Here is a 24,420-nt window from a genome sequence, read left to right on the forward strand (position 1 = left end):
CCGATATAGGCGGCTCAGCGCCCCGCGCCATCCCCATGATCGCGCAACGCGGCCTGGTCGGCGCCGTCTGCGGCACCGCCGATCAGGATGAAGCGTCGGTCGCAATAGCCGCAATCGACATAGCCGGTCTCGTCGATCTGTAACCAGACCCGCGGATGGCCGAGCGCGGCGCCGCCGGGAATGTCGGTAGCACCGTCGCAGGCGACACGAGGCTGCGAGACGCGGCTGGTTTCGGGGGGCGGGATCATCGGCGCGCGATAGCAAGGCGGGGCATGAGCCGCAATCGCTCCGCGCAAGGCGCGTAGGAATTGGTTGCGCGATCCTTTCATGGGCGTATCCCGCGGCGATGACCGAAGCGGCAATCTCGATCCAGCAGCTGTGCAAGACTTATGCGGGCGGCAAACGCGCGCTCGACGACGTCACCTTCGACGTGCCGCGGGGGCAGATATTCGGGCTGCTCGGGCCGAACGGTGCGGGCAAGTCGACGTTGATCAACATCCTGGCGGGACTGGTCAACAAGACTGCGGGCAGTGCGGCGATCTGGGGCTTCGACATCGACGAGCACCCGCGCAACGCCAAGGCGTCGATCGGGATCGTCAACCAAGAGATCCTGTTCGATCCGTTCTTCACGCCCGTCGAGACGCTCAACATCCAAGCGGGCCTGTACGGCGTGCCGAAGGCGGAGCGGCGCTCGCTCGAACTGCTGCGCGCGGTGCATCTGGAGGACAAGGCCAACGCTTATGCGCGGACCCTGTCGGGGGGCATGAAGCGGCGGCTGATGGTCGCCAAGGCGATGGTGCATTCCCCGCCGGTGCTGGTGCTCGACGAGCCGACCGCCGGCGTCGACATCGAGCTTCGCCAGCAGCTCTGGGCCTATGTCCGCGAGCTCAACGTTCAGGGCGTGACGGTCGTGCTGACCACCCATTATCTCGAGGAAGCCGAGCAATTGTGCGACCGGATCGCGATCATCAACAATGGTCGCCTGATCGCCAACGAACCGACTCGCGAACTGGTCGGGCGTGCGCGCGAGAAGGTGGTGGCGGTGACCGTCGATCGCGACCTGACCGCCGCACCGCAAGCCGCATGCTTCGAGAAAATCGTGCTGCGCGGTGAGCGCGTGCTGGAGATCACCTACCAGAAGGACCGGGTCAATGCGGGCGAGGTGCTCGCCGCGGTGACGCGCGACGGGCTCGGCATCGTCGATGTCTCCACCCGCGAGCCCGATCTCGAGGACGTGTTCCTGAGCCTGACCCGCGCCGCCAATGGCTGACGCCGGAACGATGCAGACCGATGTGCTGATCGTCGGATCGGGTGCGGCGGGGCTGACGGCCGCGCTCAATCTCGCCGACCGGTTTCGCGTGACGGTGCTCGCCAAGGGTGCGCTCGACGACGGATCGACCAGCTGGGCGCAGGGGGGGATCGCCGCAGTGCTCGAACCCGGCGACACGTTCGACAATCATGTCGAGGACACGATGGTCGCGGGCGCCGGACTCAACGATCGCGACATCGTCGAATTCGTGGTCGAGGGCGCGCCCGCCGCGATCGCGCGGCTGACCGAACTAGGCGTGCCGTTCGCGATGGACGGCGAGGTGCTCCACCTGACCCGCGAGGGCGGGCATTCGCATCGCCGTATCGTCCACGTCGCCGACGCGACCGGCTGGGCGGTGCAGGACGCGCTGCAAAAGGCCGCGGAGGCGCATCCCAACATCACCCTGGTGCCCGATCAGGTCGCGATCGACCTGGTCACCGGGCGTCACGAGGAACGCTATTCGGGCGCGGGCCGGGTCTGGGGCGTGTACGCGGTCGACCGGGTCAGCGGGCGCGTCAACCTCTACACCGCGCGCGCCACGATCCTGGCGACCGGCGGCGCGGGGCGGACCTATCTGTTCTCGACCGCACCGCGGGGCGCGACCGGTGACGGCATCGCGATGGCGTGGCGCGCGGGCGCGCGGGTGGCGAACATGGAGTTCATGCAGTTCCACCCGACCTGCCTGTACAATCTCGAGGTCAAGAACTTCCTGATCACCGAGGCGGTTCGCGGCGAAGGCGGGCAGCTGAAGAACCCCAATACCGGGCATCGCTTCATGCCCGATCTCGATCCGCGGGCGGAACTGGCGCCGCGCGACGTGGTCGCGCGCGCGATCGATGCCGAGATCAAACGCTACGGGCTCGATTACGTCCATCTCGACATCAGCCACATGCCCGCCGACTTCATCCGCGGCCATTTCCCGAACATCCACGAGAAGCTGATCGGGCTCGGCATCGACATGACCACGCAGCCGATCCCGGTGGTGCCCGCGCAGCATTATACCTGCGGCGGCATCGTCATCGATCGCGACGGTCGTACCGACTTGCCCGGGCTCTATGCAGCGGGGGAGTGTACCGAATCCGGGCTGCACGGCGCCAACCGGCTCGCGTCCAATTCGCTGCTCGAATGCTTCGTGTTCGGCGAAGCGGCCGCGAAGAGCATCGCCGCGAACTGGGACGACCTGCCCGCCGTGCCCGCGATCCGGGCCTGGGACGAGAGCCGCGTTACGGATTCCGACGAGGAAGTGGTGATCAAGCAGAACTGGACCGAGATCCGCCGCTTCATGTGGAATTACGTCGGCATCGTCCGCACCACCAAGCGGCTCGAACGCGCGCAGAACCGGATCAAACTCTTGTCGGGTGAGGTCGACGATTATTACGGTCATTTCCGCGTGACGCCCGACCTGATCGAGTTGCGCAACCTCATCCAGACCGCCGAGCTGATCGTGCGGTCCGCACTCCACCGCCACGAAAGCCGGGGGCTGCATTTCACGCTCGATTATCCCGAGCTTGCGGCAGAAGCGATCGATACGATCCTCGTCCCGTAAGCGTTTCGGCGCACCGCGGACGCACTTCGCCGCAGCGGCGTAAATAACGGGTTTCGTTCATCGAATCCGTGGATAAGGATCACCGTGGGCCGGCGGGGCGTTGTTAGATCATGATTTCACCAGGCCATGTCGGCCATCTTTCCCTCATCACGTTGCTGGCGAGCGGCCTCCCCGGATGCGGGTCGACCTCGCGACCCGGTTCCTATGCCGGCGCGCCGATCCCGAGCGTCCCCGTCCCCACCGTATCGATCGCGGTGCCCGCGGTGGCGCCCCGCGCCATCCACCCTGCCCCGCCGCAACTGAGCGCGACGATCGCGACGCTCGCGCGTAATTTTCAGGGCAAGTTCGGGATCGCGATCCGCGCGGTCGACGAGAATTGGACGGTGCAGGCCAGCGCGCGCCAGCGCCTGCCCCAGCAGTCGGTCAGCAAATTATGGGTGGCGATGACGCTGCTCGACCTGCGCGACCAGGGCAAGATCCGCCTCGATCAGCCCGTGCTGGTCCGCGCGCAGGACCTGACGCTGTTCCACCAGCCGATCGCGTATCTGGTGAAGGGCGAAGGGTATCGCACCACCGTCGGCGACCTGCTCAGCCGCGCGCTGACGCATAGCGACAACACCGCCAACGATCGTCTGCTCACCGTCGTCGGCGGCCCCGCAGCGGTGCGGTCGATGATCGAGCGCAAGCAGCTCGGCGACATTCGCTTCGGCCCTGGCGAACGGCTGCTCCAGGCGAAGACCGCGGGGCTGACCTGGAACCAGAGCTACGCCAGCGCGGGCGGGTTCGAGAATGCACGATCGCGGTTGTCGCCGGCGGTACGCAGCGCCGCGCTCGACGCCTACATCGCGGATCCGCCCGACGGCGCCGCGCCGATCGCGATCGCGGACGCGCTGGCGCGGCTCGCGCGCGGCGAGATCCTGTCGGAGACCTCGACGCGAATCCTGCTCGACACGATGGGCGCATCGGTGACCGGGCGGGCGCGGCTGCGCGCGGCGCTGCCGGGGGGCTGGCGCATCGCGCACAAGACCGGGACGGGACAGGATCTCGGCGGTCGCAATGCGGGGTTCAACGATGTCGGATTGCTGACCGCGCCCGACGGTCGTCGCTATGCGCTGGCGGTGATGATCGGCGACACTCGCCGACCTATTCGCGAGCGCCAGCAGCTGATCCAGGGAGTCGCCGCCGCGGTCGCGAGCTACGCCGGGTCGAGCCGCAGCGGTGCGGGCGCGTCGGTTCCCGTCGCGGCGACGGCTGCGACGACGTCGCCAGCCCCCTGAGCGATCGCACCTCGTTGCTTGCGGCGTGCTGGCGTCGGCGCGGCGACCGCGCTATCGCGCCGTGATGGCCGCTTCCACCGCTCACCTTCCGCTCGTCGTCGGCATCGGCGGTACCATCGGCGGTGTCTCGTCGACCGAACGCGCGCTCCGGATCGCGCTCGACGCGGCGGAGCGCGAAGGCTTCCAGACGCGGATGTTCGGCGGCGCCGATATGGCGCGGTTGCCGCTCTACGATCCCAAGTGCAGCGACCGCAACGAGCATGAACGCGCGTTCGTCGACGCGATCCGCGCGGCGTCGGCGGTGATCATCGCCAGCCCTGGCTATCACGGCAGCATCTCCGGCGTGGTCAAGAACGCGCTCGACCTGTTGGAGGATACGGCGCGCGACGACCGGCCGTATCTGGCGGACATGCCGGTCGGGCTGATCGCGACCGCTTATGGCTGGCAGGCGACGGGGTCGACGATCGCGGCGCTGCGGTCGATCGTCCACGCGCTGCGCGGCTGGCCGACGCCGTTCGCCGCGGCGATCAACACCCAGATCACCAAATTCGACGACGAGGGCGGCGCGAGCGATCCCGCGGTGGTCGAGCAGCTTGCCTTGATCGGGCGCCAGGTCGCCCGTTTCGCACCGCTTGCGACGAACTGACGGATCGGGCGTTGGTCTTGGACGCGCTCTCCGTCGTCGTCCGCGCCGAGGCGGGGTGACGCGAAGAGTCGGGGAGACCAGCCCCACACACGACGAAAGGCAGCGATAGCATGACGACGAACGATTGGGCGGCCGGCCGGGTCGCGCTGGTGACCGGTGCGACCTCGGGCTTCGGCGCGTCGGTGGCGCGGCAGATCCACGCCGGCGGCGGGCGGGTGATCGCGGTCGGCCGGCGCGAGGATCGCCTGGCGGCCTTGGCCGAGGAACTGGGCGACGATCGCCTGCTGCCGCTGCGGCTCGACCTCACCGATCTCGATGCGATCGGCGCGGCGGTCGCCGGGCTGCCGGCGGCGTATGCCGAGATCGATACGCTGTTCAACAATGCCGGCCTCGCGCTCGGCATGGCGAGCGCGCAGACTGCGAAGATTGCGCAGTGGCGGCAGATGATCACCACGAACATCTCCGCGGTGACCGAGCTCGTCCACGCGGTGCTGCCGGGGATGGTCGCGCGCGGGCGCGGCGACATCGTCAACATGGCCTCGGTCGCCGCCAACTATCCCTATCCGGGCGGCAACATCTATGGCGCGACCAAGTCGTTCGTGCGGCAATTCTCGCTGAACCTGCGCGCGGATGTCGTCGGCACCGGGGTGCGCGTGACGTCGATCGAACCGGGGATGTGCGACACCGAATTCTCAGTCGTGCGCTTCGACGGCGATCAGGCGGCGGCGGATAAGGTCTATGCTGGTATGAAGCCGCTATCGGCGGACGATATCGCCGACACCGTGATCTGGATCCTGCGCCAGCCGCCGCACGTCAACGTCAACAGCATCGAGATCATGCCGATGCAGCAAGCGTTCGGCCCGTTCGCGGTGGTGCGCGAGGGGTAATCCGGCGCCCGGCGTGAACCGGGCGCCGGGTTTTCTTACTTTAGGCCCTTCGCCATGTTCAGATGCGCGGTGACGGTCGGGATCAGCCCGGTCGCGATCTCCTTGAACTTCGGTTCCTCGCCGGTCGCGGCATAGGCCTTCAGCTTGTCGAGCGTCGACTGGTGCGCGGCGGCCTGGTTGGTCGCGTAGGTGGTGTCGAACGCAGTGCCCTCGACCGCCTTCAGCGAATCGAGCATCGCCTGCTGATCGGGAGCCAGAGTAGGATCGGGGGTGATCGCGGGCGAGAGCGTCGCCGCGGTCGCCTTCAGCTTGGCGGTCGATTTGGTGTGCGCGGCGATCATCTGCGCGGCGAACGCCTTCACCTTGGCCGAGCTCGCCTTCGTGGCGGCGAGCTTAGACGATTCGATCTCGAACGCGTCGCTGGCGGCGGCGGCGTTGGCGAAGCCCTGCGCGCTGGTCGGCGACGGCGCCGTGGTCATCGCGGTGTCGTTCGTCATCATCGTGTCGTTGGTGGTCGACGCGGTGGTGTCGACGGTGTTGGTCGTCGTCGCCTTCGGGCCGCAGGCGGCGAGTACGAGGCCGAGTGACAAGGTCGTCGCCTGGAAAATCTTGGTTCGAGTCATGACGGTCGGTCTCCTGTTTGACCGGCTGATAACGTGTCGTCCGCGCCGGGCGTTCCACCGCGGCCCGGGACCCTTCGCAGAGCGCCGACGTTAGAGCCGGGCGCACACCACCGCGCGATCATCAGGAGCAGGCGTATGGGTATCTTCGGCAACATCATGGACAAGATCTTCCATCACCCGAAGGCGAAGGCCGCGACGCCAACTGCTGCTCCCACATCGCCTGCTCCAGCCGCGGCAGCGCCCGCGCCACCCGCCGCGCCGACTCCCTCCCCAACCGCGGTCGATGTCGGCGGCGTCCTGACCGAGATGGCCGCGATGAAGAGCGGCGGCGGGAACTACCAGACGTCGATCGTCGACTTGTTGAAGTTGCTCGACCTCGACTCCAGCCTGGCCGCTCGCAAGGAGCTGGCCGACGAACTGGGTGTACATGCCGGTGCCGATGGCACGCCCGAGCAGAACATCGCGCTGCACAAGGCGGTGATGGCCAAGCTCGCGGAAAATGGCGGTGTCGTGCCGGACAGCCTCCGCAACTAACGGCTTGCTCGTACAGGCGAATGGCTCTTTCATAGATACACGTTGTTAGCTGTCGGTGGGCGCGCTACGATCGCGCGTCCACCGGAGCCGTGTGATGAGCCGCCGTCTTTGTTTCATGCTCGACCTGGTCGATGACGCGGCGCTGATCGCGGAATATGAAGCGCGTCATGCGCCAGGGGCAGCGCCGTCCGCGGTGGTCGACGACATCGTCGCGACCGGCTTCGTCGACATGGAGATCTGGCGAACCGGTAATCATTGTGTGATGATCGCAGAGGTCGCGGACGATTTCCCGCGGGCGCGCAGCGCCGATGCGCGGGAGATTGTCGATCGCTGGGAAGCGGAGATGGGGCGCTATCAACAGCCGCTGCCGCATGCCGCGCCCGGTGAGAAGTGGGTCGGGATGACGCGTATCTTCGCGCTCGACGAACAGACCGCGACGCGCAGATGACGCTTGCGACACGACCGCTTGGTCGGACCGGCTTGTCGGTAACTGAACTGGGTTTCGGTGCCGCGGGGCTCGGCAACCTCTATGCGCCGGTCGACGACGCGACGGCGCGCGCGACGGTCGATGCCGCGCTCGCTGCCGGGATCGGCTATGTCGACACCGCGCCCTTCTACGGCTTCGGGCTGAGCGAACGTCGGGTCGGCGATGCTATCCGGCACAGCGGCGCGCTGGTGTCCACCAAGGTGGGTCGCCTGCTCGCGCCCGACCCCCGCGTCCATGACGACCGCGAACGCGACGGCTTCCGATCGGCGATGCCGTTCGCGCCGGTGTTCGCCTATGATCATGCATCGATCATGCGATCCTGGGAGGCAAGCCTGCAGCGGCTTGGGGTGGCGCACATCGACATCCTCTACGTCCACGATATCGGCCGGCTGACGCATGGCGACGATCATGATCGAACGTTCGGGCAATTAGTTGCGGGTGGCGGCCTCCGCGCGCTGGAGGAGCTTCGCGACGGGGGTGCGATCGGCGGGTTCGGGATCGGCGTCAACGAGGTCGATATCTGCCTCGAGGTGATAGCCGAGACCCGGCTCGACGCGATTCTGCTCGCCGGGCGCTATACCCTGCTGGAGCAAGGGGCGTTGGATCGGCTGATGCCGGCGTGCGCAGCGGCGGGCACGTCGATCGTGATCGGGGGGCCGTATAACAGCGGCATCCTCGCTACCGGCACCAAGGGGCCGACACCCTATTACGACTACGCACCGGCGCCGGCTGCGGTGATCGCGCGGGTGGCGGCGATCGAAGCCGTCGCCGTGCGCCACGATGTGCCGTTGGCGGCGGCGGCGTTGCAGTTCCCGCTGGCGCATCCGGTGGTCGCGAGCGTCATCCCGGGTCTCGGCGATCCGGCTCGGGTCGCCGATACGATGCGGCTTTATCGGACCGCGATCCCGCGGGATTTCTGGGCGGCGCTGAAGGCCGAAGGATTGCTGCGCCCCGGTGCGCCCGTGCCCGCCGCCTGACCTGCCAAGGAGACGATATCGATGACCGGACGATTGCACGGGCGAACCGCGCTGATCACCGCTGCCGGCCAGGGGATCGGCCGCGCCACGGCGCTGTTGTTCGCTGCCGAAGGGGCGAATGTCTGGGCGACCGACATCGACGAGGCGGCACTGGCAACCCTCGACGGGTGCCGCACTCGGCAGGTCGACATGCTCGATTGCGATGCGGTCGCGGCCTGCGCCGAAGCGGTCGGCGAGATCGACATCCTGTTCAACTGCGCAGGCTATGTCGCGAGCGGCACCATCCTCGATTGCGAGGAGCGCGACTGGGCGCTGTCGTTCGATCTCAACGTCACCGCGATGTACCGCATGACCCGCGCGCTGCTGCCGGGCATGCTCGACCGCGGCGACGGCGTGATCGTCAACATGTCATCGGTCGCGAGTTCGGTCACCGGCGTGCCGAACCGCTTCGCCTATGGCGCCAGCAAGGCGGCGGTGATCGGCATGACCAAGGCCATCGCCGCGGATTTCGCGCTGCGCGGCATCCGCTGCAACGCGATCTGCCCCGGCACCGTCGACACCCCCTCGCTTCACGCGCGGCTCGCCGCCACGGGCGATCATGACGCGGCATGGGAAGCCTTCACCGCACGCCAGCCGATGGGTCGGGTCGGCAAAGCCGACGAGATCGCCGCACTGGCGCTTTACCTTGCATCTAGCGAATCGGGCTTCACCACCGGGCAGGCCCATGTGATCGACGGCGGCTGGACGACCTGACCGCCGCCTCACCTCGGTGGGGCGACGGATCGGGCGTTGCGATTTTCCAGCGTTAGAATACCGGCGTTCAAGCGAACACGATGTCGTGCCGGCTTCCGGCGGCTAGGGTAGCGGCGACGGCGCCATCCTTCGGCGTGAACGCGACCTTGCGGCCGTTCCGGCAGATCGCGGCGATGCGCTGGCCCTCGGGCACGCGGATCGTGACCGGGCCGGTGACCCGCGGGGTGATCGTGGCGCGGGTCAGGGCGCCGGCTTGCCAGGTGGCGCCGACGATCGCGCCGCCGCGCGCGCGCAGGCCAGTATAGCTGCCCTTCGTCCAGCCGGTCGGCAGCGTCGGGATCAGCGACACTTCGCCCTCGTGGCTGTGCAGGAGCAGTTCGGCGATGCCGGCGGTCGCGCCGAAATTGCCGTCGATCTGGAACGGGCCACCGCCGCCGCCGCCGAGCAGGTTCGGATAGGAGGCGTTGTTGAGCAGCCGGCCGATCGAGAGCGCCGCGCGGTCCTGATTGCCGAGCCGCGCCCAGATGGCGAGGCCCCAGGACGCGCTCCAGCCGGTGTTGCCGCTGCCGAACTCCTCGCGGCGCTGCAACGACCGCGCGACCCCAATGGCGAATTTTCGCATCCGCCGCGGAGTGATCTCGTCACCGGGAAAGGCCGCGTAGAGCGGCGACAGATGGCGCTGCTGCGGCTCCATCTCCTTGAAGTCCTCCGCCCATTCCTGCAACTGGCCGAAGCTGCCGATCTTGTACGGCGGCATCTTGGTCAGCAGCGTCGCGAGCCGTGCGGCGAAGGCGTCGTCGACCTTCAAGATTTTGGCGGCGGCGATGGTGTTGGTGAACAACTCGCGGATCATCGCGATGTCCATCGTGCAGCCCGCGCTGCTCTCGGCGGTGCCGTCACCGGTCGGCATGAAGAAGGCGTTCTCGGTCGATTCCGACGGCGCGGTCGTCATCAGCCCGGTCCTGGGATGACGCACCAGCCAGCCTTCGCAGAATTCCGCGCAGCTCTTCAGCAGCGGATAGGCGCGCGTCGCGAGGAACTCGCGGTTCGGATCGAAGCGGTAATGCTCCCACACATGCTGCATCAGCCACGGCCCGGCGAGCGCGAAATTGGCCCAGGTCGGGGCGCCGCTGCCGTCGCCGACCGGCCAGGTCATCCGCCACAGATCGGTATTGTGGTGCACGCACCAGCCGGGAAGCCCGTAATTGACCCGCGCGGTGTGGCTCCCCCGTTCGGCGAGTTGTTCGATGAATTGCAGGAACGGTTCGTGAAGCTCGGCGAGATTGCAACTCTCGGCGGGCCAGTAATTCATCTGGGCGTTGATGTTGGTGGTGTAGTTGGAGCTCCATGGCGGCCGGACGTCACCGTTCCAGATGCCTTGCAGATTGGCCGGCTGCGACCCCGGCCGCGAGCTGGCGATCAGCAGATAGCGCCCGAAATCGAAGAGCAAGGCGGCGAGCGCCGGATCGGCCTTCTTGCGGTGCGCGTCGAGCCAAAGGTCGGTCGGCAGCGGCGAGGGGCCGTCGCCCAGCGCCAACGTGACCCGCCGATACAGGCGGCGATGATCCTCGAGATGCGCGGCACGCATCGCATCGACCGGCTTGCCGCGCGCGGCGTCGAGCGTCCGTACCGCGGTGGCGACGATCTCAGCGAGGGGCCGGTCGGGCGCGCGGAGATGATCGCGAAAGCCGGTGGCGCCGGCGATCAGGATCAGCACCTCGCTCGCGCCCTCGATGCGCAGGCGGTCGCCAGCCGCCACGACCGTCCCGCCCTTCGCGGTAACGTCGGCGACGGTGGCGAAGTGCATGCCTTTGCCGATCGTGTCGGAATAGCGCACCGGATCGGGCGAATTGACGTAATTCGGCTCGGTCGCGGTCGGCGCCTTGCCGGTCAGCACCAGCCGTTGTCCGGCGGCCCTGGTCGAGCCGCGCAACGGGGTATCGAGCCCGACCGACAGGGTGAGCGCGCCGGGGCGGCTGGCGGTCAACCGCACCAGCACGACATTGTCGGGGAAGGAGGCGAATATCTCACGCCGATAGTCGATGTCGCCGATGCTGTACGAGACCAGGGCGGTCGCGGCGTCGAGATCGAGCGAGCGGCGATACCCGTTGGCGCTGTCTTCATGATCGAACGCCAGCCGCAGGTCGGCCATCGGTTCGAAACTCTCCGAATACGGCCCCTGCATCTGGTGGAGGGTCTTGTCGGCACGCGCATAGTGGCCGGCGAAGATCTGCTCGCGCACTTTGGGCAGCACCGCGGGCGCCTTCGGATTGTTGCCGTCGCGCGGCTGGCCGCTCCACAGGGTATCTTCGTTGAGCGCCAGCCGTTCAGTCTTGATCGCACCGAATACCATCGCGCCGAGCCGGCCGTTGCCGACCGGCAGCGCATCGACCCAGCGCCGGGCGGGCTCGGTGAACCACAATTCGTCCGCCTTCGGTGCGGGCGGCGCGGCCGCCGCCGCCAGCGCATCGAGCGGCAGCAGGCTCGCGGTGGCGATCGCCGATCCGCCCGCGATCACTGCACGCCGGGTCACTTTGCCTGTCATGGTCGTCGTTCCTTGCGGTTGGCGGGTGGTATGGGTCAGCGAGGGCCGCGCGGGGACGGGGCGGCGGGCAGCGCCACCCGAACTTCATATTCCCGCTCCAGCGTGATGCCGTCGAGTGCCGCCACCTGCTCGCCGGGCGGCGGCCGCTTGACTCCCTCGGCCAGATAGATCGGCGCATCGCCGCGCAGCGGCATGATCGTCAGCGTCCACGGCTTGCCGAGATCGGCGGCGAAGCGCTTCAGCGCGATGTTCCACCGGCGCCCGTCCCAAAAGGCGTCGTCGAGCAGGTCGTCGTCGTGGAACAGTCGCGCGACATCGCCGCGATTGTCGATCTTCAGCCAGGTATCGGCGCCGCCGTCCAGCACCGCCGGGGGCAGGGTGAAGGTCCAGGCGGCCGATGCGCCATAGGCTTCGGGCACCGGCGCGAGCGCCACCGGCGGCGACCCGACCGTCCGGACCGGGGGCGCGTCTTCCGCATCGCGCGCCTTGACCGGCCGGATCACGGGCAGCGCGCCCGACGGGGTGCGTGCTTCATAGGCCGAGGAGCCATCGCCGATGCCGCGCAGGGGGACGCTGCCCTTCAGGCCCGTCACCGCCGGCCAGATCGCGAAGCGGAATGCGGTCTTGTCGCGCTGGCGCAGGACGAGGGTGTCGCCACTGGTGAACAGCGCGGCATCGGTCAGTACCATCCGTCGCGTGCCTGCGATGTCGCCGACCCAGGCGCGCTTCGCATCGGCATCGGACAGCAGCATGATGCGCGCCGTCCGGCCGTTCTTCGCGCGCACCGTCAGCAGCCGCCGCGCCGACGGCTTGAACGCATCGACGATCAGGCGGTCGCCGTCGCGCCGCGCCGGGGCCGACAGCCGCTCGATATCTGCCGCCTCGAACGCGAATTCGGGTGCGATGCCGCCGGTCGCCTTGAACACGTAGAGCGGCCCCTGCACATCCTGCAACCGGGTGACCGGCTGCGCGCTCGCCCAGGACAGGCGGATGCCGTTGAGGTCGAAGCCGAACGGCCACATCAGATAATCATGGTCGGCGATGTCGACCGGCCGGGACGGAAAGCGCAGCGTCCCGCCCGGCAGCGCGACCTCGAACTGCACGCGCCGCTGCCGCCATCTCGTGCTGGCGGACATGGTTGTTGACGAACAGGAACCCGCTGTCGCCCGCACTACGCACCGCGAGCCGCGGCGTGACGAGATCGTCAATCGCGGTCGGCACCAAGGCGGGCCGCCGCACCGTCATCGGCGCCAGCCGGTCGCCGAACGCGGTCAGGAAATAGTGAAGCGGCCGGATCGTCCCGCTGACGGGCCCGACTTCGCCATAGACGCCGAGCGGCGACTGGAAATCATAGGAGATGATCGGCATGTCGTTGAAGCCGCCGCTGCGCGTCGTCTCCTCCAGCGTGCGCCCGGCGATCAGCGGGTTCCGCCCACCGTGATACATGTAATAGCCGAGCAGGTTGAGCCCCGAGCCGATCTGCGTCGTCACCGTCGCGCCGATGTCGTCGGGCGCGATGATCGGGCGGCGGCGGTACATGATCGGTACGCCCGGGCCATATTCCGCGCCGAGGAAGGGCGTGAGGTCGAGATCCTTGTCGATATCCGCCACCCCGGTGCCGGCACCGACCGCCTGGGCGCCGAGCGTGCCGTCGACGCGGCTACCGAAGCGGAACATGAAACCTTCGACCGGCGGCGACTTGGTGGGCGAAATGCCCCAAGGCTCGTCGGGATAGGCGCCGACCACCGGCGCCACTTCGCCGCGCGGATAGGCGGCGCGGCCCCAGCCGGTGACGGTATAGAGCGGCACGTCCATCCCCGAACGCACCGCCAGCGCGCGCAGTGCGGCGATATGCTCGGCGCCGCGGCCCTTGCCGGTGTGGACATATTCGTTTTCGAGCTGGACGCCGATGATCGGCCCGCCATCCTTCCACATCAGCCCTTGCAGTTGACCGCCGAGTTCGCCCCAGAATCGCGCGACCTCCGCCATGTACAGAGGATCGTTGGTGCGGGTCCGGGTGCGCGCGCCCACCCAGTCGGGAATGCCGCCGAACCGCGTCTCTCCGTGCACCCACGGCCCTGGCCGCGCGAAGAACAGCAGCCCGTGCTTGGCACAGAGCTGCACGAAGCGGCGGATATCCCGGTTGTCGGTCCAGTCGAGCTTGCCGGGCGCAGTTTCGAGCTGGTTCCAGATGACGTAGCTGGCGACGACCTCGACCCCCGAGGCCTTCATCTTCAGCAGTTCGTCTTCCCACTCCGCGGCGGGATAGCGGCTGAAATGGAACTCGCCCATCACCGGTATCCACGCCCGGCCATCGCGCGTGATGTAGCGGTTGTTGATCGCGAGCGTGCCGCCCGGCCCGATGCTGGTGCCGGTCTTCAGGTAACCGTCGACGACCGCCGGCACCGGCGCCGATGCATCCACCCGCAACACCGTCTGCGCCGCCGCCGCGCTGCCGAGGAGCGCGATGGCCGCTATAATGAAGGTCCTGACGATCATCTGCATGCTCCCCCTGGCATCGCGTTCGGGAAGCAGGCGCGAGCCAACTAGATCAGGCGGGATCGAAGACGGCAGAGCCTTCTTCCTCGATCGCGCGCTCTCCCGTCATATTATGCCTTCTGAATACCGAGCGGTTTCGCCTTTGCAAAGTGGTTTTTATAAGTGAACGCACATCATCGTTCCGATCGGCTAGCGAGCACTACTTCAACCGTAAGCCGGTGTTGCGCTGCGGGGCCGATCGGGCATGATCGCGGCGAGCCTATCGAAGGATCCACGCTTGCGCCTCACTCTCGCCGTCCTGCTACTCGCCGCTTCGCCACTGTCCGCGCAGGAGCAGCCCAATGCCGCGCCGCCGGAGGCGCCGGTTCGCACCTTTACCGGTGCGGATCTGTTCGGGCTGTCGATCGCCGCGGATCCGCAGATCAGCCCCGACGGGCGCACGATCGTCTATGTCCGTCGCAGCGGCGACGTGATGACCGATCGGATGCAATCGTCGCTGTGGCTGATCGACGTGGCGAGCGGTCGGCAGTCGCCGTTCGCGACGCAAGGCTCCAGCCCTCGCTGGTCGCCGGACGGCACGCGGATCGCTTATTCGGCGAGCGACGGCGACGGATCGCAGCTGTTCGTCCGCTGGGTCGCGACCGGCGCGAGCACGCGGGTGACGGGCTTGCCCGGCGACCCGCAGGCGCTAGCCTGGTCGCCCGACGGCAGCCGCCTCGCCTATGTCGCCACGACACCGGGCGAAGCGACGACGCTGGGCAAGGCGCCCGCCAAGCCCGAGGGCGCGAAATGGGCCGAGCCGCTGACGGTCATCGACCGGGTCAACTACCGCAACGACGGCCCCGGTTACGTGAAGCCCGGGCGCGACCACCTGTTCGTGGTCGGCGCGGATGGCGGCGCCGCGCGGCAATTGACGTTCGGCGCCTTCGATGACGGCGGACCGCTGTCGTGGACGCCCGATGGCCGCGCGATCGTCTTCGCCGCGATCCGGGGCCCGGAGGCCGAGCGGCAGGTGATGAATTCCGACGTGATCGCGGTCGACGTGGCGACCGCCGCGATGCGCACGCTCACCACGCGCGACGGCCCCGACGGTCAGCCGCGCGTGTCGCCCGATGGCGCGCGCATCGCCTGGCTCGGCTTCGACGACAAGCGTCGCAGCTACGAGAATGCGCAGCTCTACGTCGGCGATCGCGACGCGGGCAGCCCACGATCCCTCACCGGCGCGCTCGATCGCGGGATCGAGGATGCGATCTGGGCGGCGGATGGGCGCAGCCTCTACGCCAGCTATGACGATCGCGGCGCGCGCCGGATCGCCCGCGTTGCGCTCGACGGCCGCACGACACCGCTGATCGACAATGTCGAAGGTGGCGGGCTCGACCGGCCTTATACCGGCGGCGAGTTCTCGGTCTCGAAGAACGGCACCATCGCCTATACCGGCGGCGATGCCGGCGCGCCGGCCGATGTGTGGGTCTGGAGCGGCGGCAAGCCGCGCCGGCTGACCAGGCTCAACGCGGTGATGACCGATGCCAAGGCGCTCGCGCCGGTGCGCAAGATCGCGGTGACCGCGCCCGACGGTCGGCCGATCGACGCGTGGCTGGCGACCCCGCCGGGGCGGACGCCGGGTAGCCGGGTGCCACTGATCCTGGAGATCCACGGCGGCCCGAACAGCGCCTATGGCCCCAGCTTCGCGACCGACGTCCAGCTCTACGCTGCCGCCGGCTATGCCGTGTTGTGGACCAACCCACGCGGATCCACCTCCTATGGCGCCGAGTTCGCGAACCTCATCGACAAGGCGTATCCGTCGGCCGACTATGACGACCTGATCGCCGCGGTCGATGCGGCGATCGCCGACGGCACCGCGGATCCGGGCAATCTGTTCGTCACCGGTGGATCGGGCGGCGGCGTGCTCACCGCCTGGATCGTCGGCAAGACCGATCGGTTCAAGGCCGCGGCGACGCAGAAGCCGGTGATCAACTGGGTCAGCGAGGCGCTGACGATGGACAACACGCTGTTCACGTCACGATACTGGTTCGCCAAGCTGCCCTGGGAAGACCCGATGAGCTATTGGCAGCGATCGCCGCTCAGCCTCGTCGGCAACGTCAAGACACCGACCCTGGTCGTGGTCGGCAGCGACGATTATCGAACGCCGGTTAGCGAGTCGGAACAATATTACGCCGCGCTCCAGATCCGCGGCGTGCCGACCGCGCTGGTGAAGGTGCCCGGCGCCAGCCACGGCGGCTTTACCGCTCGCCCGTCTCAATCGGCGGCGAAGGCGTCCGCCATTCTCGCCTGGTTCGACCGCTATCGCAGTCGGCCGGCCGGGGTGGCGGCTGCTGCGGAATGATCGGCGGGTAAGCGGCGCGCGATGGGCTGACGGCACCCGGCCTTAGCTTGCCTCGATGCCGGGTGCCGGCCTGCCTCAGCCGAGCCCTGCCGCGGACTGTTGGCCGAGGTGGAGGTAGAGCGGGTCGAAGCCGGCGGCGGCCTTCAGCGCTTGCCAGTTGGGGAAGCGGATTGCGCGTCGGTCGCGTTTGATCAGCCCCTCGTCCTCGAGCGACTTGAGCGTCCGGTTCACGTGCACGTTGGTGAGCGCGGTCGCGTCGGCCAGCTGCTCCTGCGTCATCGGTAATTCGTAGCCATAATCGTTGACGAGGTCCTGGCCCTGCAGGCGGGTCGCCACCTCGCAGAGCAGGTGCGCGAGCCGTGTCCGCGCGTCGCGGCGACCGACGTTCAACAGCCATTCGCGTGATCGCTGCCTCGACCTGATTGTTCACCGCGAAAGCAGTCGCGATGGTCGGCCGCTGCATGGCGAGCGAGCGCACGGCGGAACGAGGAACCACCGCGATGCGGACCCGCGTTAGCGCCTGAACATTATGGTCGGCGCAGTCCAGGAACAGATGCTCCATGTCCAGCGCATCGCCCGGAATCTGGACCGAGAGGATCTGTCGTCCACCGTCTGCGGCCAGTTTCTGACGAAAGGCGAAACCGTCGAGCAGGATCGCGCAGCCGGACGGGGCTTCGCCCTCCCTGACGATGTACGAGGCAGGACTGAGTTCCCGAACCACATGGGGCAGCGCGATCAGCGATGCTTGGTCTTCGTCATCGAGCGCGACATGATTGTTCAGCTTGCGAACCAGCAAATTGAGTGGGGAAAAGCTGCTCATCTTCAGGCTTTCGTAGAGGCGAAAGCACGATCCTCGCAGCGTCTACGCCCCAACCGCCAGCGAGCGATAACTATAAGCGTGTGGTTGCACCTCACACTAACATATGTCTGGCTTTACGAGATCACGCCCAGGATCCGTCCGGACCCGTCGATCTATTGCACGATAAATACGGCAGTTTGATTTCCATTATATCACGGCGGAGTGCATGTGCCGTATCTCACTTCCGGTCGGCTCGACACGGGAGGAACCTAGCGTGCGCAGGATACGCAGACACGACATCGCCTTCGCAGCGATCATGGCCTCGTTGCTGGGAACGATCATCCACCAGGTCGTGACCGGCTTGCAGATCTACTGATCGACCGGGACGAAAGGAGCATGCGATGGCGCGCGTACTGATCTTCCAGCGGCCATGCCTGGGCAGTCCGATCCTGCAACGGGAGCGGCCGGGCTTCGTGGTTCAGTTCGACAACACCCGGCCCCAGCATGCGGATCCGCTCACCGGCTGGGCCGGCGGTGCGGAGACCGCGTCGCAGGTGCAGATCCTGTGCGACAGCCTGGAAGAAGCGGTGGCTTATTGTCAGCGCGAAGGCCATGATTTCGAGATCATCCCGCCGACCCCGCATCGGCTGATCCTGCAAAGCTACGCCGACAATTTCCGTTGAGAAGGCTGGCCGCCGACTAGGCGGGCGGCAGCAACTTGCGAAGGAAATGCCGCGCTTCGCCCCGGGGATGGTCCGGCAACGTCGCGAGGAGGTCGTAGCCCAGCGCCTCGTAGAAGCCCCGCGCCTGGAAGCTGAACGTGTCCAGCCACGCGCCATGGCATCCGCGGGTGACCGCGATGCGTTCGGCTTCGGCCATCAGCCCGCGCCCCATCGCTTGCCCACGCAGCGCGGCGGGCACGAACAGCAGCTCGATCTGCAGCCAGTCGAAGCTCGTCCTGCCCCACAGCCCGCCGATCGTCGCGCCGTCCGCGTCCACGATCAGCACCGCAAGCGGGCCGGCGATCGCTCGGCCCGCATGGTCTCGATTATGCGCGGCCAGACCTGCCAGGATCGCGTCGTAGTCTTCGGCTCGCGGGACCTCGGGAACGATTAGGCGAGGGTGCGATCCGATCAAACCGCCGTCCAGCGGTTGAGCGGTATGCGGCGCCCGCCCCAATCCACGCCATCGGCGAAGTCAGCAGCGTCGGCGGTGATTCGAAGCGCGGCGACGCTGCCATAGCCGGCAGCCTGACGCGGGTTGATCCACCAGCCGGCGCTGCCGTCCCACAGCTTCACCTCGTCGGCGCCGACCAGCACGGCATTGCCCTCGTGATAGATGCGGTCGCCGTCGATCCAATGGTCGGACACCTGCTCGGCACCCCATTTGAGCCGCCATTGCTCGGCCGCGTCGACGCTGTACCGCTGCACGAACTGCGCACGAAAGGCGCGAACGCCGCGTGCCTCGAACGCTGCCTGGGCGAGCGCGGCATGGACGCCGCAATCGACGATCCTGCGCCCGACCGCCTGGCACCAGGTGATCGGCCAAGGCGACGGCCCCCATTCCTGCTTCTCGCGGATCCAGCGCGGCCCGGTCAGCACGTCGCCACCGCTGAGCTGCGCGAAGTCCATCGCGATCAGCCATTCGCGGGCAATGTCGCAACATGCCTCGCCGTGATGTGCCAGGTGACTGTTCGGGAAGTCCTGCCACGCGCCGCCCGGCGGCGCCGGAGCGTCCACCTCAGGCAGTTCGACGACATCGACGGTCGGTTTAGCCTCGGCCAAATACATAGGACATGCTCCTGTCGTAACCGCCGGCGTCGCAGAAGATCAGCAGGTCGCCCGCGCGCGTGCCTTCGGGCAGCGCGACGTTGGCGGCGACGATGTCGTGCTCCATGCACAGCCGGCCCATAAGGTGGGTCTTGCCGCGGCCGAGCGGCGTCAGCGCGCCGGTGGTGCCGCATTTGCGCACCATGCGGTGCGGGTAGAAGAAATACATCGGCAGCTCCGCAATCGACGCATCGACCACCGCCTCGACATAGCCTTCCTCATGTTCCTGGATCTCGAGGATGCGCATGGCGAGCGCCATCGACGGCTGCGCCATCGCCTTGCCGGGTTCGGACGCGATCTGGCGCACGCTCGGCAGCATCGCGCGGACGGTGGCGATCGCGTGGTCGAATTTGGCGGTCTCGTCTGCATGCCAATCGTCGGGGAACCAGCCGCCGCCCATGTCGAGCATCTCGATCGTGCGACCACCCAGTGTCTCGATCGCGCGGCACCATTTCAGCACCGATTCGAACAAATGCCACCATTGCGCGACGCCGACGTTCGCGCTCGCCATGTGGAAATGGACCGCGAACCTGGTGTCGCGCGGCAGGCGCTTCACCGCCTGGATCAGCTTGCCGAAGGTGGTGGGGCTGTCGAGCGGGATGCCGAAACGCGAGACGATGTGCGGCGGCCGGATGCGGATCCCGACATGCTTCGCCGCCATCTCGCCCGCCGCGATCGCCGCGACCACGCGGTCGAGATCGGCAACGCTGTCGCAGAACACCGCGTGCAGCGGTTCGCGCGGCATCATCCCCTCCGGCCACCATTTGCCCGGTCCGTTGAGGATGACCTGATCCGGCCGGAAGCCGACCTCCAGCGCGGTCTGCACCTCGGCGAGGCTGATCGCCTCGGCATAGAAGCCGTTGTCGAGCGCCAGCTTGACCAGGCGTTTGTCGGGGTTGGTCTTGATCGAATAGCCGCTGATGACCTCGATCGCGTCGTTCCCCAGCCGCCGCGATCGTTCCCCCGCCTGCGCGAACAGCGCCGACGCGGTGGATTCCATGAACAGGAATTGCGGCGTCTGGAGCGCGTCGGCAGCATAGCTGTCGATGTCGGCGACGAACGACGCGGGGATCTGTGGAAAGCCGTCGGGCGCATCGCCACCGTCCGCCTCGAGCGCGACGTCGAGCATGTCCGGATCGATCGCATGCAGCCGCTGGGCAAGCGAGGTCAGCCCCGACGGATGCTTCATCGAATGGCCGACCCTGCCCGCCAGCGGCTCGGCCAGCGGCGGCAGCGGATAATCGTCGCGCACCGGCACTTCGAGCACGACGCGCGTGAATTCTGTCGAGGCAGCGGCGGTCGCCACCGGCTGCACGCCGGTCGCGCGCGCGACCAGCAGCGCCGGCAGATTGTGTCCGGCGATCGTCGCACCGTGGACCCAGGCGGGGAAGCGGGGGTTCATCTCGATCAGCGACAGCTGCCCGGCGGCGTCGCGAACCATCTCGAGTTCGCCGCCGCCGGTCCAGTTCAGATCGCGGACCATCGCGCGGAGCGGATCGAGGAAGGCGGGCGGCACGTCGGACACGTCGCCGGCCCAGGTCTTGCCCTCGGGTGTGATGTCGCGTTTACGCATGCTCACCGCGCCGAGAAGCTCGCCGCGATAGGCGCTCAGCATCACCGATTCCTCGTAACCGCCGACATGCGCCTGGAGGAACAGCTTCTCGGTCGACCACACTTTCTTCAGCGCGCTGCGGACGGCTTCGAAGCTGTCCCAGGTCGGCGTGCGCGACGCATCATAATACGGTCCCTTCAGCCACACCCGCCAATCATGTTCGCGGCAGAAGGCGTGAAGATCCCAGTCGCTGTGCGCGGTGGAGATATAGGGCGGGATGGTGATCGGCAGACCGCTGGCGGCTTCGACGGTCGGTTTGGTGATCCGCTTCAACGCGGCCATCGGCGGCGCGAGCAGATTGGGGTGGCCGTCCGGCAGCAGATCCGCGAGCCACAGCGCCTCCAGGTCACTTCCCGAGATCCACAGCCCGCCCGCGTCGAGCGCGGCGACGACCTTGGCGCCGTAGCGGTCGAGATCGAGCTCCGCCCAGGGGCGCTCGATCCAGAGCGCGTCGATGTCCTGCCAGTGAATGCCCGAGACGCGGTTGGAATATTCGACCCCGATCAGCGTGGCGTCCGGGAAGCCCTGGCGCAGCGATCGTATGATCCCGACGCCAGGCTGAGGATTACCGCCACTGTAGAGCCCGCTCACATAGATTTTCATAACATACCACAAGAACAGGCACGAGGTTACTCTACCCGATGATGGAAAACATCGGGCCGAAGTGCGTAATCAGAGGTGAGGGCATTAGGCATAAGTTTTGGTCGACCCATTAACAAGGATCATAGCAAAGCGTTTTTTTATAAAACACGAGTGTCTCTCTCGGCGCTCCCGCCAACATCTGTTTTCCGAGTGAGTGAGCCTCATGGTGTACTACCCGTGCTACAAGAATCTCGACGCCTATATCGATGTCGATCGGCTCGTGGCGCTGGACGGGTTCATGACCGATCGGCTGTCGCAGCGGGTGGCGAAGGCCGCAGACCGAGCCTTCTACACCGGGCCGTTCCTGCTCGATGCGCAAGCGCCGACCCTGCCCGGATCGCAGATGGTGTATCTGTCGCGGTCGCGCGAACCCGACAATTATTACGATCTCGACCAGACGAATCTGTGGGAGCCGACACCCGACGCGGCCGAGTTCGCGCCGTTGATGGCGATCATCGCGACGCTGCCCTTCGCCGCGACCGGGCGGATGATCATCATGTACGACGGCAGCGGCCGCGCGGTGTCGGCGCACCGCGATCACGACAGCGCGGAGTTGTGCCACGAATTCATCTGGTTCCGGACCAATCTCCGCAAGCCCTTCTACATGCTGGATCCAGAGACCGGCGAACGCTGTACCGTGGGGTCGCACGCGGCGTGGTTCGACACGGTCAACCAGTTCCACGGGGCGGATGCGAGCGGCGGGCTGTCATTCAGCATCCGCGTCGACGGCGTGTTCTCGGACGAGTTCCGCCGCAACATTCCGTTCCCGCCTACCGGCCGTGCAGCGGCGCCCGCGATCTGGGCTCAGGCCGACGCGGCCGTCGCCACTTCGTGATATTGCTTACTGATGGTGGCGAGTATTCATCACCCGCGGCCGCGTGATCGACAAAGCGCGCGATGATTAACCTAAATAACAGAGGCTGCTACTAACCGTATAACATGGATTGAAAAGCACTCTGCCGTCGCAACATTATCGGCGTCACGTGGTTGGACTGCGATGCAACGGCAGGGAGTGCGCGGTGTTTCGCGATGCTGAGATAATTCATGCGAGAGCCCCGTCCAGCGAGCTGGAACTCTGGGGCGGTCATGAATGCACGGTCAACAGGGTCGGCAATCACTGGTATGATCAGACGATACGCAACGGCCATCAGCACCGTATCGACGATCTTCGCCTGTTCGCCGATCTGGGCATCCGGTCCCTGCGCTATCCGGTGTTGTGGGAGCGGATCGCGCCGCGCGACCCCAACGCGCGCGATTTCGACTGGACCGACGAACGGCTGAAGGAAATCCGCCGGCTCGGCATGAACCCGATCGCGACGCTCTGCCACCACGGCAGCGGGCCGCACTACACCTCGCTGATCGACGGTGGTTTCGCGCCGGGCCTCGCAAGCCATGCCGCCGCCGTCGCGCGCCGCTATCCCTGGATGCGCGACTACACGCCGGTCAACGAGCCGCTGACGACCGCGCGCTTCAGTGCGCTGTATGGCTTCTGGTATCCGCACACCCGCGACGAAGGTCTGTTCTGGCGCGCGCTGCTCAACGAGATCGATGCCACGCGGCTGGCGATGAAGGAGATCCGCCGGGTCAACCCCGCGGCTCGGCTGATCCAGACCGACGATATCGGCTATTGCCACGCCACCCCGCCGTTGCAGCACGAGGCCGATTTCCAGAACGAGCGCCGCTGGATGGGGTGGGACCTGCTGTGCGGCATGGTCGTACCCGGCCATGCGCTGTGGCAGCGGCTGGCGTCGTTCGGCTTCGGCGAACGGCTGCGCGCGATCGCCGACGATCCCTGTCCGCCCGACGTGATCGGCATCAACCATTATCTGTCGAGCGAGCGCCTGCTCGATCACCGGGTCGCGCTGCACGGCGATCGTGCCGCGGCGGATCGCGAGATCGGGCGCTGCGGCGACATCGACCATGTCGATGTCGATGCGATCCGCGCCGTTCCCGAGCGGGTCGTCGGCCTGCGCGGGCTGATCGAGCAGACGTGGCAGCGCTATGGCCTGCCGGTCGCGATCACCGAATCCCATCTCGGGTCGCACCGCCAGGATCAGGCGCGCTGGTTCATCGATGCATGGCGGATCGCGAATGACCTGCGGTCGGAGGGCGTGGACGTACGCGCGGTCACGGCGTGGTCGCTGCTCGGCGCCTTTGATTGGAACCAGATGGTGACCCGTTCGGCGGGCCATTACGAGACCGGCGTGTTCGACGTGCGCCACGACCAGCCCCGGCCGACGTTGATGGTGAGTGTGCTGAAGGACCTCAGCAGCGGCCGTGTTCCTGGCGGACCCGGTCTCGAAACGCGGGGTTGGTGGTGTGCCGATCGCCAGTCGCCGCGGCTCGGCATGCACGACCGTGCTGCGCCACGACCGATCCTGATCCTCGGCGATGCGGGGCCGCTCGCGATGCTTGCCGCCCTCGCCTGCGAGCAGAGGGGATTGCCGCACCGGATCGGCCACGAGCTCCACGAGGCGGCGATACTGGACGCTAGACCTTGCGCCGTTCTCGACGTGCGAACCGGTCCGCAGGCGAAGGTGGATCACGTCGCACGCGCCTGCTCCAGCCTGTCGATACCCGGTGCGCGCCTGATCGCTGATCATGCACCAGAAGCCCGCGAATCGACCGGGCTGCTCGTCGCCAGGGTGGGGTCGATCTTCACCGCTGTTGACGACGATGCATGGCCGGTCCGCCTGCTGGCTGCCCTGCATGCGGGCGAACCGGTGCGCGCGCGCGAGGATGTACGCTGGACGGGATGCTATGGTCCGACGCTGATCGACGGCATGCTGGACCTGCTCGTCGATGGCGCGACAGGGACGGTCAGCTTCGTGCCGCATGATTGCGTGTCGCAGGCTGCGTTCGCGGTGAACCTTGCGGCCGCCGCGGACGTCGACCCCGAGTCGGTCATCAGGCTCGGCGTGCCGGTCGACACTTTCTCGAACGACCGCCTTTCGCATGTGCCTTCGACGGGAAGCATGGCCGAACGCTTCGTTCGCGAATGGCGTGCGACCCGCCTTGCATCGAGCGAGGAGGAGCGCGGGGGCGACTGCATCGTCACGCTCAGCGCTGCGGCGGATGGCTAGCGTCGGCCGACGGGCAGCGCCTTTCCTT

Annotated in this window: 22 protein-coding genes and 1 pseudogene; 13 read left to right on the plus strand and 10 right to left on the minus strand. The window is 67.3% G+C overall.

Translation table 11 applies throughout. From position 1 onward, the window contains the following. Positions 1 to 14 precede the first annotated feature (14 nt). Complete coding sequence (locus ACFE77_RS04915; RefSeq protein ID WP_375420511.1) at positions 15 to 248, minus strand: zinc-finger domain-containing protein; 234 nt, start codon at positions 246 to 248, stop codon at positions 15 to 17. 98 nt (positions 249 to 346) lie between these two features. Here ACFE77_RS04915 and ACFE77_RS04920 point away from each other — a divergent pair, with 98 nt between their 5' ends. From ACFE77_RS04920 to ACFE77_RS04940, 5 genes are all read left to right on the plus strand, one after another. Further along, complete coding sequence (locus ACFE77_RS04920; RefSeq protein WP_375420512.1) at positions 347 to 1,270, plus strand: ABC transporter ATP-binding protein; 924 nt, start codon at positions 347 to 349, stop codon at positions 1,268 to 1,270. 10 nt (positions 1,271 to 1,280) lie between these two features. Continuing rightward, positions 1,281 to 2,855, plus strand: coding sequence for an L-aspartate oxidase (nadB, locus tag ACFE77_RS04925; RefSeq protein WP_375420546.1), 1,575 nt, complete (start codon positions 1,281 to 1,283; stop codon positions 2,853 to 2,855). 110 nt (positions 2,856 to 2,965) lie between these two features. Next, complete coding sequence (locus ACFE77_RS04930) at positions 2,966 to 4,132, plus strand: serine hydrolase (protein WP_375420513.1); 1,167 nt, start codon at positions 2,966 to 2,968, stop codon at positions 4,130 to 4,132. A 64-nt stretch (positions 4,133 to 4,196) separates the two neighbouring features. After that, positions 4,197 to 4,778 carry an NADPH-dependent FMN reductase gene (locus ACFE77_RS04935; protein ID WP_375420514.1) on the plus strand — a complete coding sequence of 194 codons (582 nt, stop codon included), beginning with the start codon at positions 4,197 to 4,199 and terminating at the stop codon, positions 4,776 to 4,778. 110 nt (positions 4,779 to 4,888) lie between these two features. Further along, the gene (locus ACFE77_RS04940) at positions 4,889 to 5,665 is read left to right on the plus strand and encodes an SDR family NAD(P)-dependent oxidoreductase (protein WP_375420515.1); all 777 of its coding nucleotides are present in this window, start codon (positions 4,889 to 4,891) and stop codon (positions 5,663 to 5,665) included. A 35-nt stretch (positions 5,666 to 5,700) separates the two neighbouring features. Here the strand turns inward: ACFE77_RS04940 and ACFE77_RS04945 are convergent, their stop codons facing one another. After that, positions 5,701 to 6,288, minus strand: a complete 588-nt coding sequence (locus ACFE77_RS04945) for a DUF4142 domain-containing protein (protein ID WP_375420516.1) — start codon at positions 6,286 to 6,288, stop codon at positions 5,701 to 5,703. Positions 6,289 to 6,423: 135 nt separating this feature from the next. Here ACFE77_RS04945 and ACFE77_RS04950 point away from each other — a divergent pair, with 135 nt between their 5' ends. The 4 genes from ACFE77_RS04950 (at position 6,424) to ACFE77_RS04965 (ending at position 9,039) form a co-directional block, all read left to right on the plus strand. Further along, the gene (locus ACFE77_RS04950; protein WP_375420517.1) at positions 6,424 to 6,822 is read left to right on the plus strand and encodes a DUF3597 family protein; all 399 of its coding nucleotides are present in this window, start codon (positions 6,424 to 6,426) and stop codon (positions 6,820 to 6,822) included. Between the two features lie 94 nt (positions 6,823 to 6,916). After that, positions 6,917 to 7,270 (plus strand): L-rhamnose mutarotase, encoded by a 354-nt coding sequence (locus tag ACFE77_RS04955; protein ID WP_375420518.1) that lies wholly within the window; start codon positions 6,917 to 6,919, stop codon positions 7,268 to 7,270. After that, positions 7,267 to 8,286 carry an aldo/keto reductase gene (locus ACFE77_RS04960; protein WP_375420519.1) on the plus strand — a complete coding sequence of 340 codons (1,020 nt, stop codon included), beginning with the start codon at positions 7,267 to 7,269 and terminating at the stop codon, positions 8,284 to 8,286. The genes ACFE77_RS04955 and ACFE77_RS04960 overlap by 4 nt, the downstream gene beginning before the upstream one ends. A 21-nt stretch (positions 8,287 to 8,307) precedes the next feature. Further along, complete coding sequence (locus ACFE77_RS04965; RefSeq protein WP_375420520.1) at positions 8,308 to 9,039, plus strand: SDR family oxidoreductase; 732 nt, start codon at positions 8,308 to 8,310, stop codon at positions 9,037 to 9,039. Positions 9,040 to 9,106: 67 nt separating this feature from the next. On the opposite strand, the gene ACFE77_RS04970 is transcribed toward ACFE77_RS04965, so the two are convergent. Genes ACFE77_RS04970 through ACFE77_RS04980 form a run of 3 tightly spaced genes read right to left on the minus strand, consistent with a single transcriptional unit; the run spans position 9,107 to position 14,083 of the window. Then, complete coding sequence (locus ACFE77_RS04970; protein ID WP_375420521.1) at positions 9,107 to 11,584, minus strand: glycoside hydrolase N-terminal domain-containing protein; 2,478 nt, start codon at positions 11,582 to 11,584, stop codon at positions 9,107 to 9,109. A 35-nt stretch (positions 11,585 to 11,619) separates the two neighbouring features. Beyond that, entirely contained in the window at positions 11,620 to 12,687 is a 1,068-nt protein-coding gene (locus ACFE77_RS04975) for a hypothetical protein (protein WP_375420522.1), read from the minus strand. Then, on the minus strand, positions 12,614 to 14,083 hold the full coding sequence (locus ACFE77_RS04980; RefSeq protein WP_375420523.1) for a beta-galactosidase: 1,470 nt from the start codon (positions 14,081 to 14,083) through the stop codon (positions 12,614 to 12,616). The genes ACFE77_RS04975 and ACFE77_RS04980 overlap by 74 nt, the downstream gene beginning before the upstream one ends. Positions 14,084 to 14,327: 244 nt before the next feature. Here ACFE77_RS04980 and ACFE77_RS04985 point away from each other — a divergent pair, with 244 nt between their 5' ends. Beyond that, a complete protein-coding gene (locus tag ACFE77_RS04985) occupies positions 14,328 to 16,427 on the plus strand; it encodes a prolyl oligopeptidase family serine peptidase (RefSeq protein ID WP_375420524.1) in 2,100 nt (699 codons plus the stop codon). Positions 16,428 to 16,502: 75 nt separating this feature from the next. On the opposite strand, the gene ACFE77_RS04990 is transcribed toward ACFE77_RS04985, so the two are convergent. Further along, positions 16,503 to 16,817 (minus strand): Crp/Fnr family transcriptional regulator, encoded by a 315-nt coding sequence (locus ACFE77_RS04990; RefSeq protein ID WP_375420525.1) that lies wholly within the window; start codon positions 16,815 to 16,817, stop codon positions 16,503 to 16,505. 127 nt (positions 16,818 to 16,944) lie between these two features. Further along, a pseudogene (locus tag ACFE77_RS04995) lies at positions 16,945 to 17,247 on the minus strand (Crp/Fnr family transcriptional regulator); the annotation flags it as partial. A gap of 380 nt (positions 17,248 to 17,627) precedes the next feature. Here ACFE77_RS04995 and ACFE77_RS05000 point away from each other — a divergent pair. Then, entirely contained in the window at positions 17,628 to 17,909 is a 282-nt protein-coding gene (locus ACFE77_RS05000; protein WP_375420526.1) for an NADH dehydrogenase ubiquinone Fe-S protein 4, read from the plus strand. Positions 17,910 to 17,925: 16 nt separating this feature from the next. Here ACFE77_RS05000 and ACFE77_RS05005 read toward each other — a convergent pair whose 3' ends face one another. From ACFE77_RS05005 to ACFE77_RS05015, 3 genes are read right to left on the minus strand one after another with little or no spacing between them, the layout of a single operon-like run. Further along, entirely contained in the window at positions 17,926 to 18,405 is a 480-nt protein-coding gene (locus ACFE77_RS05005) for a GNAT family N-acetyltransferase (protein WP_375420527.1), read from the minus strand. Beyond that, on the minus strand, positions 18,360 to 19,016 hold the full coding sequence (locus ACFE77_RS05010; protein ID WP_375420528.1) for a hypothetical protein: 657 nt from the start codon (positions 19,014 to 19,016) through the stop codon (positions 18,360 to 18,362). Before ACFE77_RS05010 ends, ACFE77_RS05005 begins: the two co-directional genes overlap by 46 nt. Beyond that, the gene (locus ACFE77_RS05015) at positions 18,997 to 21,270 is read right to left on the minus strand and encodes an ATP-grasp domain-containing protein (RefSeq protein WP_375420529.1); all 2,274 of its coding nucleotides are present in this window, start codon (positions 21,268 to 21,270) and stop codon (positions 18,997 to 18,999) included. Before ACFE77_RS05015 ends, ACFE77_RS05010 begins: the two co-directional genes overlap by 20 nt. Positions 21,271 to 21,472: 202 nt before the next feature. Between ACFE77_RS05015 and ACFE77_RS05020 the strand changes: the two genes are divergently transcribed. Both ACFE77_RS05020 and ACFE77_RS05025 read left to right on the plus strand, forming a co-directional pair. Continuing rightward, the gene (locus ACFE77_RS05020) at positions 21,473 to 22,144 is read left to right on the plus strand and encodes a hypothetical protein (protein WP_375420530.1); all 672 of its coding nucleotides are present in this window, start codon (positions 21,473 to 21,475) and stop codon (positions 22,142 to 22,144) included. 184 nt (positions 22,145 to 22,328) lie between these two features. Then, complete coding sequence (locus ACFE77_RS05025) at positions 22,329 to 24,392, plus strand: family 1 glycosylhydrolase (RefSeq protein ID WP_375420531.1); 2,064 nt, start codon at positions 22,329 to 22,331, stop codon at positions 24,390 to 24,392. The last annotated feature ends 28 nt before the right edge of the window (positions 24,393 to 24,420 follow it).

The sequence above is a fragment of the uncultured Sphingomonas sp. genome (assembly GCF_964243315.1).
In the GTDB taxonomy this organism is placed as follows: Bacteria; Pseudomonadota; Alphaproteobacteria; order Sphingomonadales; family Sphingomonadaceae; genus Sphingomonas.